Genomic DNA, 14,926 nt, shown 5'->3' on the forward strand with positions numbered 1-14,926 from the left:
GACGATCTTCGCGGAGGTGGTGGCGCGGGTGGGGGCGGCCGCGTTAGAGCTTGCGAAGTCCACTGAGGACCCTTTCGAGCAGCGTGACGTCGGGCGTTCCGCCCGACTCGCCCGCGGCGGCGGGCTGGTGGATGGCGACGAGGCCGGCCTCGGCCAGGTCGGCGACGAGGATGCGGGCGACACCGAGCGGGACGCCGGCCAGTGCGGAGATCTCCGCGATGGACTTGACCTCACGGCAGAGGTTCACGATCCGGGCGTGCTCGGGCAGCAGGCCGCCGGTGCGCTCGGCGGAGCCCGTCGTCGAGATCAGCGCCTCGATCGCGAGCTGGTACCGGGGCCGGGTGCGGCCTCCGGTCATCGCGTACGGGCGGACCAGCGGCTGCTGCTCGTAGCCGTCGGACTGCCCGCCGTAGCCGCTGCCGTACCCGCTGCCGTACGAGCCGGCGGGTGTCGAAGGCGGGGTCATGGGTCCTCCTTGTGCTGCAGCCTGGGGCAGCCGGTTCCAGCTGGGGTGGTTGCCAGCTGAGGCGAAATCAGCTGCCTGAGGGTAGCTGAGGGTGGAACGCCGGGTCCGGTCGGGTCGGACCCGGCGGGGAGGTGGGACGGGTGGGATACCCGCTCAGTGCACTCAGTGCAGGAGACTGCCCTGGAGTTCTGCGCGGAGTGCGGGGGTGAGGACGGCGCCGGCCCGGTCGACGAGCAGGGCCATCTCGTATCCGACGAGACCGATGTCGGAGTCGGGGGCGGCCAGGACGGCGAGTGCCGAGCCGTCGCTGACGGCCATCAGGAAGAGGAAGCCCCGTTCCATCTCGACGACGGTCTGGTTGACCTCGCCGCCCTCGAAGATCCGGCTGGCGCCGGTGGTGAGGGAGGTGAGGCCGGAGGCGACGGCGGCGAGCTGGTCGGCGCGGTCGCGGGGGAACCCTTCGGACATGCACAGCAGGAGGCCGTCCGCGGAGACCACCACCGTGTGCGACACCCCGGGGGTGTTGTCCACGAAATTGGTGATCAGCCAGTTCAGGTTCTGTGCGGCCTGGCTCATCTGATTCAACTCAACGCTCCTGATGATCTGCGGCGTTGCCGTCGGTCCGGCCCCCGAAACTATCGAACCCGGGCTGCTGGGCACCATGGCGGAATCCGGCCTGATTGCCCTGGCCCTGGGCCTGGCCCTGAGGCTGGCCCGGGCCCTGGCCGGCGGCCTGCTCGGCGCCGACCCGACGGCCCTGCTGGATACCGCGGCGAAGGTTGGTCAGACGGCCCCGCACCTCCTCGGGAGCGCGGGACACCTGAGGACCGGTCAGCGGGGACGACTCGGCGGTCCCGGAGACCAGGTTGGCCTGCGGGGTCCGCCGGGGGAGGCCCGACATGGTGACGCCGCTGGTCGAGGGCTCGCGGACCTGCTCGGCCCGCCGCCAGCGCTCGTCGTTGGCGGACGGACGCCACGGGGCGTCGTCGAGACCGTCCTGCGGACCCTGCGGACCCTGCGGACCCTGGGCCTGCTGGGCCTGCTGGGCCTGAGCCTGCGGGGCCTGGGCCTGCTGGGCAGGGCCCTGGGGAGCCTGGCCCTGCGGGGCCTCGGCACGCGGCTGCGGCTGCTGCTGGGCCTGGGCGGCCCGACGGGCCTGCGGAGCCGGGCGACCCGGTGCCTCGTCGAAGCCCGGCGCGGTGGTCCCGGGACGGCGCGGCTGGTACCCCCGGGGCCGGGACTCCGGCTGGCCCGGGCGGGCCTCCTCGCCGTACCGGGCCTGCTCGGCCGGGGCGCCGCCGTCGGACGGACCGGTGGGCAGGGCCATCGGCTCCGGACGGGCCGGCGGCTGCTGGGGCTGCTGCTGGGCGGCCTGCTCCGGACGGACCGGCTCCGGGAGTGCCGGGTTGGGCACGCTCGGAAGGACCGGCTCGACCAGGCCGAGGCCCAGCGGGTCGCGCGGGTCGATGTCACTGGCCTCGAACCGGGGGCGGGCGAACTGCTGGGTGCTCTCCAGCGACGCGGACTCGGCCGACGGCAGCGGCTGGGCGGACTGCTGCTGCTGGATCTGCTGCGGCTGCTGGCGGGGCTGGCCCTGCTGCGGCGGGAGCTGCGGCTGGCGGCCCTGCGGCGGCGCACCCGCTCCGGGGCGCTGCGGACGACCCTGACCCGGGCCCTGCGGCCCCTGGGGACCCTGCGGACCCGGCCGGCCGGGGGCCTGTCGGCCCTGGCCCGGCTGGTTCTGGCCCGGCTGGTTCTGGCCCTGCGGAGCCTGACCCTGCGGGCCCTGCCCCTGTCCCTGGCCCGGCCGCTGGCGCTGCGGGAGCCCGTCCTGCGGACGGTTGCCCGGGCGGGTGCCCTGCGGCGCACCGCCGGGTCGGCCGGGCTGGTCGGCCCAGCCGTGCTGCGGCTGTTCGGCGGTCCGGGCGGCCGGGCCGCCCTCGGCCCGCGGCCGCTCCTGACCGGGGCGCCGACCGGCGCCGGGGCCGGCCTGCGGACCACCGGCCTGCGGACCACCGGTCTGCTGGCCGCGGCGGGGCAGACCACCGGGGCCGCCCTGCGGCGCACCGCCGGGGCCGCCCTGGGCCGGGCCCGGCCGGCCCGGGGTGCGCTGCGGCAGGCCGCCCTGCTGGCCGGCGGCGGGCCGACCACCCTGCGGGTTCTGCGGGTTCTGCTGGCTCTGGGCGCCGGCCCGGCCGGCCGGGGCCGCCGGGGTCTCGCGCAGTGCCTGGCCGACCTGCCGGGTCGGCAGGCCGCCCTGACCGCCGGGACCGCCCTGACCGGCAGGGGTGTTCGGTCCGCCGGGACCGCCCTGGCCGAGCTGCGGCCGGTTCTGCGGGGTGCCGCCCGGCGCGCCCTGGCCGAGTGCGGCCGGGGCGCCGCCCGGGCCGCCGGGCATCTGACGCTGCTGGCGCGGCGTCGGGGCGACCCCGCGCTGCTGCTTGGCCTGCGCCGGGCCGGGCCGGCCGGCGCCGCGGCGGTCGGCGGAGTTGGTGACGTCCACCGGGAGCATGACCAGCGCGGTGGTGCCGCCGGAGTCGCTGGGGCGGAGCTGGATCCGGATGCCGTGCCGCAGGGACAGGCGGCCGACCACGAAGAGGCCCATGCGGCGGGAGACGGAGACGTCCACCGTCGGCGGGTTGGCGAGACGCTCGTTGATCTCGGCGAGGTCGTCCGGGCTGAGGCCGATACCGGTGTCGTGGATCTCGACCAGCACCCGGCCGTCCGGCAGCGCGTGGCCGGTGACCCGGACGCGGGTCTGCGGGCTGGAGAACGAGGTGGCGTTCTCCAGCAGCTCGGCGAGCAGGTGGACGAGGTCGTTGACGACGCGGCCGGCGACCTCGGCGGACGGCACGGAGGCCAGTTCGATGCGCTCGTACTGCTCCACCTCGGAGGCGGCGGCGCGGAGCACGTCGACCAGCGGGACGGGACGGGTCCAGCGGCGGCCCGGGTCCTCACCGGCGAGGACGAGGAGGTTTTCGCCGTTGCGGCGCATACGGGTCGCGAGGTGGTCCAGCTTGAAGAGGTTGGCCAGCTGGTCCGGGTCGGCCTCGCGGCTCTCCAGCTCGGAGATGAGCGACAGCTGGCGCTGGATGAGGCCCTGGCTGCGGCGCGACAGGTTGGTGAACATCGCGTTGATGTTGCCGCGGAGGAGGGCCTGCTCGGCGGCGAGGCGGACGGCCTCGCTGTGCACCATGTCGAAGGCGTGGGCCACGTGGCCGATCTCGTCCGCGGAGTCGACGGCGACCGGTTCGACGGTGACGTCGACGTCGTGCGGGTCGCTCTCGGAGAGCGTCTTGACCAGCTCCGGGAGCCGCCGCTCGGCGACGTCCTCGGCCGCGGCCTGCAGACGGGTCAGCGAGCGCACCATCGAGCGGGCGATCAGACCGGCGCCACCGAGGGCGACGAGCAGCACGAGCGCGACGGCGGCACCGATGATCAGGGCCTCGGTGTCGGCCTGGGACTGCAGCTCCTGGGCCTTGCCGTCGAGGTCCTCGATGAGCTTGGACTCGATGCGGCGCTCGGCGGAGATCTTGGCGGTGGACTGCTCGTACCAGTCCTTGAAGCTGACGGTCTCGCTCTGGTGGATACCGCTCTGCTGGAGGATCGAGCGCGCGTAGCGGTCGGCCGCGGCGACCACCGAGTTGTAGCTCAGCTGGCCGCGCAGGTTGTCCAGGTCGTGCGAGGTGTAGATGTTGTTGAAGCCGGTGAGCGCGTTGTCGTAGGACGAGCGCAGCCGGATACCGAAGGACTCGTCGCTCAGGCTGAGGTTGGGGCCGTCGGGGTTGGCGAGCGCGGCGCTGATCAGCGCACGCTGCTGCGACGTGGAGTTCTTGGCCAGCGAGAACTGCTGCAGGGCGCGGGTCGAGCGGACCAGCTCGCGGTTGTTGGAGGCGAGCGCGATGTCCTGGGTGATCGACAGCAGGTCGCGGATGATCACGTCGTAGGCGGTGATCGTGGCCTGGATGTTCTGGTTGTTCTGGTACGGCGTGCCACGGGCGTCGGAGACCGAGTTCAGGTCCTTGCGGATCTGGAAGAGCAGCGCCTTCCCGCCGGAGAGTTCGAGGTTCTCGAACTTGTCCGAGGACGCGGTGAAGGTGCGGCTGAGGTCGTCGGTGACCTTGCGGGCGGCGACGATGTCGTCGTCCAGCGGTGCGTTCGGCTTGGCGGTGATCGGGCCGGCGCTGATGTCCCGCTCGTTCTGCAGCGCGTTGGCGAGGTCGGTCGCCTTCTTGGCCAGATCGGAGAGGTTGGCCATCTGGGCCAGCTGCTGCGAGGTTTCGAGCGAGGTCTGGATGCGCAGGCCACCGAGGACCAGCGCGACCATGACCGGCAGCGCGAGCAGGGCGATCAGCTTGCTCCGGATTCGCCAGTTGCGCATGGCGAGCCGGCTCACGCCCTTGGCCCGTCGGCGGGTCAGCGTGGTGCGGAGCTTGTCCCGGGTCGACTTCCGGTCCGCCCCGTCCTCCTCCGGCCGGCCGATCACCTCGGGCGCCGGTTCGGCCGGGCCGCCGGGCGTTGCCGCCTGCTGGGGGGCTGTCGTGGGCTCACGCGACTCCGGGTCACCCGCGGCGCCGCTACCCCTTTTGAAACGTCCCTGCACTGGCGTCGCAACCTCTGGACCGGGCGTCCCGCCGCGTCGCCGCAGCCTGGACGGTGTGGAGTTTCCATCCGCACCCCGGCCGGTCCGGGAGAGCGGGTCACCGGGGTGGACTACTCCCTACCCACGGTCCGTGGCATTCCAGCACAGCCGGGGAATCCCAACAAGGGCCGCCAGGGCACACCGGGCGGTGCTACCCACCGCGCGCGGGTTCTCACTGACTGTGCGCCAACCGGACCGGAATACCGCCTTTTTCGGACACTCGTCAGATGCATGCCAAGCGGGTCCGAGATCAACAAGAGTCGTAGAGCTTCGGATATGCCCGATATATCCGGTATGCCGGTAAAAGCTGATGCGGCGATATGTCGGATATAAGAGAATTGATTCTCAATTTGTGAGCAAAATCACAGGTGTATGTGTAGCTTTGGTCACGGTCGCTGTGGAAAGAGATCCGTAACCTGGCTGTCTCCGGAGCGCGGCCCCGAATCAGCCTGCCCGGAATCTCCCCGAACCACTCAGGCCGGTGCCGATCCCCGCGGATCGCCCGGCCACGACCTTGAGGTGCTGACGCGATGTCCCAGGCGAAGAACGCCACCCAGTCCACGCTCTCCAGCGGTTCCACGGCGAACCCGCGCCGGACGACGCTGGCCTCGGTCGAGGACTTCGGCAAGGTCCCGGGCGCCCGCAGGGCCGAGGACGTCGCGACCTACGCCACCGAGCTGCCGGCCTCCACCGCCAACCCGCGTCGCACCGTGCTGATGGTCGCGCCGCCGGTGAACGTCCCGCAGAGCTGAGCCGTTCCGCGGGACCGCGCCGTCCCGCGGGTGGCGAAGGGCGCCGCGACCGACCCCTCCGGGCGGTCGCGGCGCCCTTCGCCGTGCCGGGGCGCAACGTCCCCGAACAGGGGCAAAGCGGGCAGCGGGGGGCCCACGCGATAGCCTGGTCAGCGATCGAGCGGGTCCGGGCCCAGACGGGTTCGGCGCCCACCAGCGCCCGGGCGCGCCCGGGCGGCCGTCGAAGCGAGGGGTAGCCCAGCCGTGCGCATTGCCAGGTTTTCCGTCCGGGAAGGGAGCCCTGCCGCCGGCAGCGTCTCCTTCGGCGTGGTCGAGGGGGACCCGGCCCGGCCCGAGTCGCTGGTCGTCCACGCCCTGGCCGGCCACCCGTTCGGGCAGCCCCAGCCGACGGGCGAGAGCTACCGCTTCCAGGACGTCCGGCTGCTCAGCCCGATGCTGCCCAACAAGATCGTCGCGGTCGGCCGCAACTACGCCGCGCACGCCGCCGAACTGGGCAACGACGTCCCGGACGTCCCGCTGACCTTCTTCAAGCCGTCCACCGCGGTGATCGGCCCGACCGAGGCGATCGCCTACCCGCCGTTCTCCTCGGACGTCCAGTACGAGGCCGAACTCGCGGTGGTGATCGGCCGGATGTGCCGTGAGGTGCCGCTGGACCGGGTGCCCGAGGTGATCCTCGGCTACACCTGTGCCAACGACGTCACCGCGCGCGACGTCCAGCAGCGCGAGGGCCAGTGGGCCCGGGCCAAGGGCTTCGACACCTCCTGCCCGCTCGGCCCGTGGATCGAGACCGACCTCGACCCGGCCGACCTCGCCGTCACCTGCACCGTCAACGGCGAGCTGCGGCAGACCGGCCGCACCTCCCAGATGGTCCGCTCGGTCGCCGAGCTGATCGTCCACATCTCCGAGGCCATGACGCTGCTTCCCGGCGACGTCATCCTCACCGGCACACCCGCTGGGGTGGGCCCGCTCAACGTCGGCGACGAGGTCGCCGTCTCCATCGAAGGCATCGGCACTCTCACCAACAAGGTGATCAAGCGTGGCTAACACCGACCCCACCGTCCGGGTCCGCTTCTGTCCGTCCCCGACCGGCAACCCCCACGTGGGCCTGGTCCGCACCGCCCTCTTCAACTGGGCCTTCGCCCGCCACAACGGCGGCACGATGGTCTTCCGGATCGAGGACACCGACGCGGCCCGCGACTCCGAGGAGTCGTACGAGCAGCTCCTCGACGCCATGAAGTGGCTCGGTTTCGACTGGGACGAGGGCCCCGAGATCGGCGGCCCGCACGCGCCGTACCGCCAGTCGCAGCGGATGGACGTCTACGCCGATGTCGCCCGCCGCCTCCACGAGGCCGGTCACGCCTACTCCTGCTACTGCTCGACCGAGGAGCTGGACGCCCGCCGCGAGGCCGCCCGCGCGGCCGGCAAGCCGTCGGGCTACGACGGCCACTGCCGCGACCTGACGGACGACCAGGTCGCCGTCTACAAGCTGGAGAAGCGCGAGCCGATCCTGCGGTTCCGGATGCCCGACACCACCATCGTGTTCGACGACCTGGTCCGCGGCACGCTGAGCTTCGAGCCGGAGAACGTGCCCGACTACGGCATCGTCCGGGCCAACGGCGCACCGCTCTACACCCTGGTCAACCCGGTGGACGACGCGCTGATGGAGATCACCCACGTGCTCCGCGGCGAGGACCTGCTCTCCTCCACCCCGCGCCAGGTCGCGCTCTACGCGGCGCTCGCGGACATCGGCGTCGGCAACGGCACCACCCCGCGCTTCGGCCACCTGCCGTACGTGATGGGCGAGGGCAACAAGAAGCTCTCCAAGCGTGACCCGCAGGCCTCGCTCAACCTCTACCGCGAGCGCGGCTTCATCCCCGAGGGCCTGCTCAACTACCTGTCGCTGCTGGGCTGGTCGCTCTCCGCGGACGACGACATCTTCTCGGTCGAGCAGCTGGTCGAGGCGTTCGACGTCGCCGACGTCAACGCCAACCCGGCCCGCTTCGACCTCAAGAAGTGCGAGCACATCAACGCCGAGCACCTGCGCAGGCTCGCGCCGGAGGACTTCGTCCGCCGCCTCGTGCCGTACCTGCAGGCCCCGGGCCTGCTGCCGGCCGAGCCGACCGCCGAGCAGCTGGAGCTGCTGGCCAAGGTGGCGCCGCTCACCCAGGAGCGGATGGTCGTCCTCGGCGAGATCGTCACGATGGCCGGCTTCCTGTTCGTCGCCCCGGACGACTTCGCGGTCGACCCGGACGACGCGGCCAAGGTGCTGACCGCGGACGCCCGCCCGGTGCTGGAGGCCAGTGTCAAGGCGCTGGAGGCGCTGGAGGACTTCACGCCGGAGCCGATCCAGGCCGCGCTGCGCGAGGCGCTGGTGGAGGGTCTGGGCATCAAGCCCAAGTTCGCCTTCACCCCGCTGCGGGTCGCGGTCACCGGCCGGCGGGTCTCGCCGCCGCTCTTCGAGTCGATGGAGCTGCTCGGCCGGCCCGAGACGCTGCGCCGCCTGAACGCCGCTCTGGCCGCCGCCCCGGCGGCCTGACCGGGGCTCCGACCAGGACGCCGAGCAGGGCCCGCCCGGGTCCTGCTCGGCTCGCGGGCCGGGCCCGGTGCCGGGCCCGCGGCGCCCCCGGACGTCACCGGGCGGCCTCCCGGCCGCCGCCTGGGGTTATCGATTTTGGAGCCAGGCCAGACGTCGGGTAATGTTCTTTCTGCGCCGCCCGGGAGGGAACGGACGGGGGAGTGAAACCCCGTCGGGAACCGAACGAGGGGCGCAACGCCCGAGAAGGCCCCGCAAGGGTCCAACTCTGGTGGGGTATGGTGTAATTGGCAGCACGAGTGATTCTGGTTCATTTAGTCTAGGTTCGAGTCCTGGTACCCCAGCGCAGTACAGCTCCACCGCAGTACCGTACAACAAGAGATCAAGCCCCCGTTGTGTAGCGGCCTAGCACGCTGCCCTCTCACGGCAGTAGCGCCGGTTCGAATCCGGTCGGGGGTACTGGTTCCGCAAGGGACCACCTGGAAAGCCCCCGTTGTGTAGCGGCCTAGCACGCTGCCCTCTCACGGCAGTAGCGCCGGTTCGAATCCGGTCGGGGGTACTGGTTCCGCAAGGGACCGCCAGGAAGCCCCCGTTGTGTAGCGGCCTAGCACGCTGCCCTCTCACGGCAGTAGCGCCGGTTCGAATCCGGTCGGGGGTACCAGAGCAGGAAGGCCGATGGGCTCACCCATCGGCTGAATTGCTTTGTTGGGGTATGGTGTAATTGGCAGCACGAGTGATTCTGGTTCATTTAGTCTAGGTTCGAGTCCTGGTACCCCAGCCAGAAAGTACGGCCCCGGTTCGCGCCGGGGCTTTTCGCATTTCCGGCGGTCGCGCGGAATTGCGGCCCCGACCATTTCGAAGGGCCCGCTCACCAGGTGAGCGGGCCCTTTCGGATTCGTGGGGGATTTTCTGCGGGGGGCGGATACGGGGACGGGCGCGTGGGGGTGGGGGAGGGCCTGCGGGGGAGTTTCAGCTGCGGCGCAGCGCCTCGGTGAGGCGGTTGGCGGCTTCGATGATGGCCTGGGCGTGCAGTCGGCCCGGGTGGCGGGTCAGGCGCTCGATGGGGCCGGAGACCGAGACGGAGGCCACCACGCGGTTGGAGGGGCCGCGGACCGGGGCGGAGACCGAGGCCACGCCGGGCTCCCGCTCGCCGATCGACTGGGCCCAGCCGCGCCGCCGCACGCCGCTGAGCGCGGTGGCGGTGAAGCGGGCGCCCTGGAGGCCGCGGTGGAGCCGCTCGGGCTCCTCCCAGGCGAGCAGGACCTGGGCGGCCGAGCCGGCCTTCATCGGCAGGGTGCTGCCGACCGGGACGGTGTCCCGCAGACCGGAGAGCCGCTCGGCGGCGGCGACGCAGATCCGCATCTCGCCCTGCCGGCGGTAGAGCTGTGCGCTCTCGCCGGTGACGTCGCGCAGGTGGGTCAGGACCGGGCCCGCGGTGGCGAGCAGCCGGTCCTCGCCCGCCGCGGCGGAGAGTTCGGAGAGTCGGGGGCCGAGGATGAAGCGGCCCTGCATGTCCCTGGTGACCAGGCGGTGGTGTTCGAGTGCGACGGCGAGTCGGTGGGCCGTGGGGCGCGCCAGACCGGTGGCGGCGACCAGCCCCGCCAACGTGGCGGGGCCCGACTCCAGTGCGCTCAGCACCAGAGCGGCCTTGTCGAGAACGCCGACGCCGCTAGAGTTGTCCATGCCCTAAGACTGCAGTCTCAGTCCGCGAGACGCAAGTTCAATCTTCCGGGAAAAGCGCCACTCTGGATGCAGCAGCCCGGGAGACATCCAGGATGCGGCCCCGACCAGGTGTCCGCATGGTGGACAACGATCCGGTGTGCAGGTCGCGCGACGCGAGCCTCACAGGGCGGCGAAAGCTTCGACCTCGACGACACGAGAAGGCCGGCAACGCGGCCGGCTGGAGGGAACCCGATGGGACGGACACTCGCAGAGAAGGTCTGGGACGACCACGTCGTGCGGCGCGCGGAGGGCGAACCCGACCTGCTCTACATCGACCTTCACCTGCTGCACGAGGTGACCAGCCCGCAGGCCTTCGACGGCCTCCGGCTGGCCGGACGCACGGTCCGCCGCACCGACCTCACGATCGCGACCGAGGACCACAACACCCCGACCCTCGACATCGACAAGCCGATCGCCGACCCGGTCTCCCGGATCCAGCTGGAGACGCTGCGGCGCAACGCCGCCGAGTTCGGCGTCCGGATCCACTCGCTCGGCGACGTCGAGCAGGGCGTCGTGCACGTCGTCGGCCCGCAGCTGGGCCTGACCCAGCCCGGTACGACCGTGGTCTGTGGCGATTCCCACACCTCCACCCACGGCGCCTTCGGCGCACTGGCGTTCGGTATCGGCACCAGCCAGGTCGAGCACGTGCTGGCCACCCAGACGCTGCCGCTGGCCCCGTTCCGGACCATGGCCATCACCGTGGAGGGCGAACTCCCCGACGGAGTGACCGCCAAGGACCTGATCCTGGCGATCATCACGAAGATCGGCACCGGCGGCGGTCAGGGCTACGTCCTGGAGTACCGCGGCTCGGCGATCCGCAGCCTCTCCATGGAGGCCCGGATGACCATCTGCAACATGTCCATCGAGGCGGGCGCCCGGGCCGGCATGATCGCGCCGGACCAGATCACCTTCGACTACCTCGAAGGCCGCCCGCACGCCCCGAAGGGCGAGGACTGGGACGCCGCCGTCGCCTACTGGAAGACCCTGGGCACCGACGAGGACGCGGTCTTCGACCACGAGATCTTCATCGACGCCGCCGAGCTGACCCCCTTCGTCACCTGGGGCACCAACCCCGGTCAGGGCGCCCCGCTCGGTGCGAACGTCCCGCACCCCGAGTCGTTCGCCGACCCGCAGGAGCGGACCGCCGCCGAGAACGCCCTCGCGTACATGGGCCTGGTGGCCGGTACGCCGCTGCGCGAGGTCGCGGTCGACGCGGTCTTCGTCGGCTCCTGCACCAACGGCCGGATCGAGGACCTGCGCGCCGCCGCGGCCATCCTGGAGGGCCGCCGGGTCGCCGACGGCGTGCGGATGCTGGTCGTCCCCGGTTCCGTCCGGGTCGCCCTGCAGGCCGTCGAGGAGGGCCTGGACAAGGTGTTCACCGCGGCGGGTGCCGAGTGGCGTCACGCCGGCTGCTCGATGTGCCTGGGCATGAACCCCGACCAGCTGGCCCCCGGCGAGCGCTGCGCCTCGACCTCGAACCGCAACTTCGAGGGCCGCCAGGGCAAGGGCGGACGCACCCACCTGGTCTCCCCGCAGGTCGCCGCCGCGACCGCCGTCCTGGGCCGGCTGGCGGCCCCCGCCGATCTGAGCGCCGCCGACCTGGCGGACCCCAACGCCGCTGTGGAGGTCTGAGCAGCATGGACAAGTTCACCACCCACACCGGCCGGGCCGTCCCGCTGCGCCGCAGCAACGTCGACACCGACCAGATCATCCCGGCCCACTGGCTCAAGAAGGTCACCCGTTCCGGTTTCGAGGGCGGTCTGTTCGAGGCCTGGCGCAAGGACGAGTCGTTCATCCTCAACCGGCCCGAGCGGGAAGGGGCCACCGTCCTGGTGGCCGGCCCCGAGTTCGGCACCGGCTCCTCCCGTGAGCACGCCGTCTGGGCGCTCCAGAACTACGGTTTCCACGCGGTCGTCTCCTCGCGCTTCGCCGACATCTTCCGCGGCAACTCGCTGAAGAACGGCCTGCTCACCGTGGTGCTGCCGCAGGAGACCGTGGAGCGGCTCTGGGAGCTCACCGAGGCCGACCCGACCGCGGAGATCACCGTCGACCTGGAGGCCCGCGAGGTGCGCGCCGAGGGCATCACCGCGTCCTTCGAACTGGACGACAACGTTCGGTGGCGGCTGCTGAACGGGCTGGACGACATCAGCATCACCCTGCAGAACGAGGCCGACATCTCGGCGTTCGAGGAGACCCGTCCCTCGTTCAAGCCGCGCACTCTGCCGGTCGCCTGAGATCCCGTTCTGAACAAGCATTCTGACGATCCGCCGGATGGCCCGCTCCCCCCTCGGGGGGGCGGGCCGTCCGCCGTTCCGGAGCGGGAGTTGTGCGGCCCGGCCGCCCCCCGATTGCCCTTTCGGTAATGCGGCGGAGGGCCCCGCGCATGCACAACTCCGGGTAGATGGCACAATCAGTGCATGCACCGGCACCATGAACCTCCGTACGCGGGCGGCGAACCCGCGTCACCGGAGTCCACGGGCCGGGGATCCGAACGCCGAATTGACGATCGGCCGGACGCCGCCACCTCACCTGCTGAGGGGCCGGACGACCCGGAAGTCGCAGCGCTCTTCGCGCTTGTGGCCGAGCGGTTGAAGCAAGCTCACGACCGCGTGCATGCGCTGAACGTGTCTGCCGATGCAAAGACCGCTCTCGCCCGTCAACTGCTGATCGTCACGGAGACCGCCAAGCGCGATCTTCCCGGGGCGGCGCGGCGGTTGAGTCGCTTTGTGCAGGACCTCGACGAGGGGCGCCCGCCCGTCGACTGAGGTCGCCGACGCGCAAATCCATTGCGACACTAGGGTGATTCGCGCGTTTGGTAATTGAAAGTCCGCAGATACATACCTAACGTGCGAAATGAACGGATGGAATCATCCGGCGCCCGTTTCCGAAGGGGAAGACGTGAACAAGGCTCAGCTTGTCGAAGCGGTGGCCGAGCAGCTGGGCGGTCGCAAGGCTGCCGCAGAGGCCGTCGACGCAGTGCTCGACACCATGGTCCGCGCCGTTGTGGCCGGTGACCGGGTGTCGGTCACCGGTTTTGGCACCTTTGAGAAGGTGGAGCGCTCCGCGCGCTTCGCCCGCAACCCGCAGACCGGCGAGAAGGTCAAGGTCAAGAAGACCTCGGTGCCCCGCTTCCGTCCCGGCCAGGGCTTCAAGGACCTGGTCAGCGGCAGCAAGAAGCTGCCGAAGGAAGGCCCCTCGGTGAAGAAGGCGCCCAAGGGCTCCCTCACCCCGGGCAAGAGCGGTGTCGCCGCGACTCCGGCCGCCAAGCGCGCCGCCACCAAGCGTGCCGCCACGGCTGCCGCTGCCGCCGCCCCGGCGAAGAAGGCCGCGGCGAAGAAGACCGCCACCACCACCGCCGCCGCCGCGAAGAAGACCACCGCGACCGCTGCCAAGAAGGCGCCCGCCGCCAAGAAGGCCACCACCACCGCCGCCGCGAAGAAGACCACCGCGACCGCGACCAAGAAGACGGCGGCCGCCGCGAAGAAGACGGCCACCACCGCCGCCGCCAAGAAGACCACCGCGACCGCCGCCAAGAAGGCGACCGCGACGGCCAAGAAGACGGCTCCGGCGAAGAAGACCGCCACCCGTAAGACCACCGCGCGCAAGACCTCCGCGAAGTAGTCGACGGACGGCCTTCGAGAGCCGTGGCGCAGCACTCCACCCGGTCTTCCGGGCGGGGCCGGCGCCACGGCTCTCCGGTTTTCCGGGCCTCCGGCGCCGTACGGACGCGGTCAGCCCGCGGTCAGCCCGCGGTCGGGTCCGCGGCCGGGTCCGGGAAGGTCTGCAGCGTCAGGAAGACCACCCGGCGGGCCTCCGCGGCGCCCTCGGTGCGGATCCGGACCCGCTGGCCGGGACGGAGCAGCCGCAGGCCGCCGGCGTCGAAGGCGGCGGCGTCGAACGGCACCGGGGTCCCGTCGTCGAGCAGCACGGAGCCGGCCCGGGTGGCGGGGTCGAAAGTGAACGCGGTGGCCTGCATGTCAGCAGCATAGCGAGCACCACCGACAGTCCCGGGTGACGTGCGGGCCGGGGCCCGGCGCGGTCCGGAGGACCGGTCCGGCAGGTACCCGAGCCGGACCGCCAGGGCCCGGGTGTGCGGGCCCACGCCGAGGGCCAGCGCCGCCGCCAGGTCCTCGCCGGTGTCGACGTCCCGGCGGACCGACTCCACGCCGGTCAGCCGCAGTTCGCGGGCGCCGCCGGCCGCGTGCCGGGCCCGTGAACCGTCCCCGAAGGCGGGGGAGAGCGGGCTGCCCGGGGCGCAGGCGAGCAGGGTGGTGCCCAGGCCGGGTGCGTCGGGCAGGAAGGCCCGGCCGGTGACCGGGACGGCGGTCAGCACCCGGCCCAGTTCGGCCGGGCGCAGGGCCGGCAGGTCCGCCGAGAGGGCGGCCAACGGGGCGCGCGGGGCGAGCGCCAGCGCGACCGCCGCGCCGTGCGCCAGTGCGTCGTTGAGTCCGCCCCCCGGTTCGTCGTCGACGACCAGGGCGCCGAGCGCGGCGAGCAGCTCGCCGGCCTCCGCGTCCCGGGTCACCACCAGGACGCGACCGACCTCGGAGGCGGCCAGCGCGGCGGTGACGGTGTCCAGGGCGAAGGAGAGCGCCAGGTCCGGGCGGTGCGGGCCGGCGAACGGCGCCAGCCGTGACTTGGCCCGGGCGAGCTGCTTGAGCGGCAGTACCAGCGACCAGCCGGCAGTGGGTGCGGCGGGCGCGACGGGCCCGCTGGGGCGTACGGTGTCCTGGGTCATCGGCGTCATTGTGACGCCGGTCCCGGAACCCTCGCCAGGCCGTCCGAACTGTGCGGACGTGCGTTTGATCACG

General features: G+C 72.0%; 11 protein-coding genes, 5 tRNA genes and 1 pseudogene. 12 read left to right on the forward strand and 5 right to left on the reverse strand.

Features of this window, described 5'->3' with window-relative positions; translation table 11 throughout:
* Nucleotides 1-43: 43 nt before the first annotated feature.
* The 3 genes from ABZY91_RS28700 to ABZY91_RS28710 all read right to left on the reverse strand — a co-directional run bounded on the left by ABZY91_RS28700 (nt 44) and on the right by ABZY91_RS28710 (nt 4,952).
* Nucleotides 44-466, reverse strand: a complete 423-nt coding sequence (locus ABZY91_RS28700; RefSeq protein ID WP_329881598.1) for a DUF742 domain-containing protein — start codon at nt 464-466, stop codon at nt 44-46.
* A gap of 162 nt (nt 467-628) precedes the next feature.
* Nucleotides 629-1,042 (reverse strand): roadblock/LC7 domain-containing protein, encoded by a 414-nt coding sequence (locus ABZY91_RS28705; RefSeq protein ID WP_043468791.1) that lies wholly within the window; start codon nt 1,040-1,042, stop codon nt 629-631.
* A 10-nt stretch (nt 1,043-1,052) separates the two neighbouring features.
* Entirely contained in the window at nt 1,053-4,952 is a 3,900-nt protein-coding gene (locus ABZY91_RS28710; RefSeq protein WP_355405829.1) for a nitrate- and nitrite sensing domain-containing protein, read from the reverse strand.
* 686 nt (nt 4,953-5,638) lie between these two features.
* On the opposite strand from ABZY91_RS28710, the gene ABZY91_RS28715 reads away from it, so the two are divergent.
* The 8 genes from ABZY91_RS28715 (at nt 5,639) to ABZY91_RS28750 (ending at nt 9,174) form a co-directional block, all read left to right on the forward strand.
* The gene (locus ABZY91_RS28715) at nt 5,639-5,860 is read left to right on the forward strand and encodes a hypothetical protein (protein WP_355405830.1); all 222 of its coding nucleotides are present in this window, start codon (nt 5,639-5,641) and stop codon (nt 5,858-5,860) included.
* Nucleotides 5,861-6,103: 243 nt separating this feature from the next.
* A complete protein-coding gene (locus ABZY91_RS28720) occupies nt 6,104-6,904 on the forward strand; it encodes a fumarylacetoacetate hydrolase family protein (RefSeq protein ID WP_355405831.1) in 801 nt (266 codons plus the stop codon).
* Nucleotides 6,897-8,396, forward strand: coding sequence for a glutamate--tRNA ligase (gene gltX, locus ABZY91_RS28725; RefSeq protein ID WP_329951660.1), 1,500 nt, complete (start codon nt 6,897-6,899; stop codon nt 8,394-8,396). Before ABZY91_RS28720 ends, gltX begins: the two co-directional genes overlap by 8 nt.
* A 269-nt stretch (nt 8,397-8,665) precedes the next feature.
* Nucleotides 8,666-8,737 (forward strand) — tRNA-Gln (locus tag ABZY91_RS28730).
* 42 nt (nt 8,738-8,779) lie between these two features.
* A tRNA-Glu gene (locus ABZY91_RS28735) sits at nt 8,780-8,852 on the forward strand.
* A 27-nt stretch (nt 8,853-8,879) separates the two neighbouring features.
* Nucleotides 8,880-8,952: transfer RNA gene (locus ABZY91_RS28740), tRNA-Glu, on the forward strand.
* A 26-nt stretch (nt 8,953-8,978) separates the two neighbouring features.
* Nucleotides 8,979-9,054 (forward strand) — tRNA-Glu (locus tag ABZY91_RS28745).
* A 45-nt stretch (nt 9,055-9,099) separates the two neighbouring features.
* Nucleotides 9,100-9,174 (forward strand) — tRNA-Gln (locus ABZY91_RS28750).
* A 188-nt stretch (nt 9,175-9,362) separates the two neighbouring features.
* On the opposite strand, the gene ABZY91_RS28755 is transcribed toward ABZY91_RS28750, so the two are convergent.
* The gene (locus ABZY91_RS28755; RefSeq protein WP_329882847.1) at nt 9,363-10,076 is read right to left on the reverse strand and encodes an IclR family transcriptional regulator; all 714 of its coding nucleotides are present in this window, start codon (nt 10,074-10,076) and stop codon (nt 9,363-9,365) included.
* Between the two features lie 231 nt (nt 10,077-10,307).
* Between ABZY91_RS28755 and leuC the strand changes: the two genes are divergently transcribed.
* The 4 genes from leuC (at nt 10,308) to ABZY91_RS28775 (ending at nt 13,736) form a co-directional block, all read left to right on the forward strand.
* Nucleotides 10,308-11,747, forward strand: a complete 1,440-nt coding sequence (gene leuC / locus ABZY91_RS28760) for a 3-isopropylmalate dehydratase large subunit (protein WP_329882848.1) — start codon at nt 10,308-10,310, stop codon at nt 11,745-11,747.
* A 5-nt stretch (nt 11,748-11,752) separates the two neighbouring features.
* Nucleotides 11,753-12,349, forward strand: coding sequence for a 3-isopropylmalate dehydratase small subunit (gene leuD / locus ABZY91_RS28765; RefSeq protein ID WP_329882849.1), 597 nt, complete (start codon nt 11,753-11,755; stop codon nt 12,347-12,349).
* Nucleotides 12,350-12,691: 342 nt separating this feature from the next.
* A complete protein-coding gene (locus ABZY91_RS28770) occupies nt 12,692-12,880 on the forward strand; it encodes a hypothetical protein (RefSeq protein WP_329882916.1) in 189 nt (62 codons plus the stop codon).
* Nucleotides 12,881-13,013: 133 nt separating this feature from the next.
* A complete protein-coding gene (locus ABZY91_RS28775; protein WP_329882850.1) occupies nt 13,014-13,736 on the forward strand; it encodes an HU family DNA-binding protein in 723 nt (240 codons plus the stop codon).
* 445 nt (nt 13,737-14,181) lie between these two features.
* Here the strand turns inward: ABZY91_RS28775 and cofC are convergent.
* Nucleotides 14,182-14,853: pseudogene (gene cofC, locus ABZY91_RS28780) on the reverse strand (2-phospho-L-lactate guanylyltransferase); the annotation flags it as partial.
* Nucleotides 14,854-14,926 lie beyond the last annotated feature (73 nt).

It is taken from the genome of Kitasatospora sp. NPDC002965 (assembly GCF_040611255.1).
In the GTDB taxonomy this organism is placed as follows: Bacteria; Actinomycetota; Actinomycetes; order Streptomycetales; family Streptomycetaceae; genus Kitasatospora.

Excerpts from the sequence above, each read along its gene's own strand:
- ABZY91_RS28700 (WP_329881598.1), bottom strand. The coding sequence starts at position 466 with ATGACCCCGCCTTCGACACCCGCCGGCTCGTACGGCAGCGGGTACGGC.
- ABZY91_RS28705 (WP_043468791.1), bottom strand. The coding sequence starts at position 1,042 with ATGAGCCAGGCCGCACAGAACCTGAACTGGCTGATCACCAATTTCGTG.
- ABZY91_RS28715 (WP_355405830.1), top strand. The coding sequence starts at position 5,639 with ATGTCCCAGGCGAAGAACGCCACCCAGTCCACGCTCTCCAGCGGTTCC.
- ABZY91_RS28755 (WP_329882847.1), bottom strand. The coding sequence starts at position 10,076 with ATGGACAACTCTAGCGGCGTCGGCGTTCTCGACAAGGCCGCTCTGGTG.
- leuC (WP_329882848.1), top strand. The coding sequence starts at position 10,308 with ATGGGACGGACACTCGCAGAGAAGGTCTGGGACGACCACGTCGTGCGG.
- leuD (WP_329882849.1), top strand. The coding sequence starts at position 11,753 with ATGGACAAGTTCACCACCCACACCGGCCGGGCCGTCCCGCTGCGCCGC.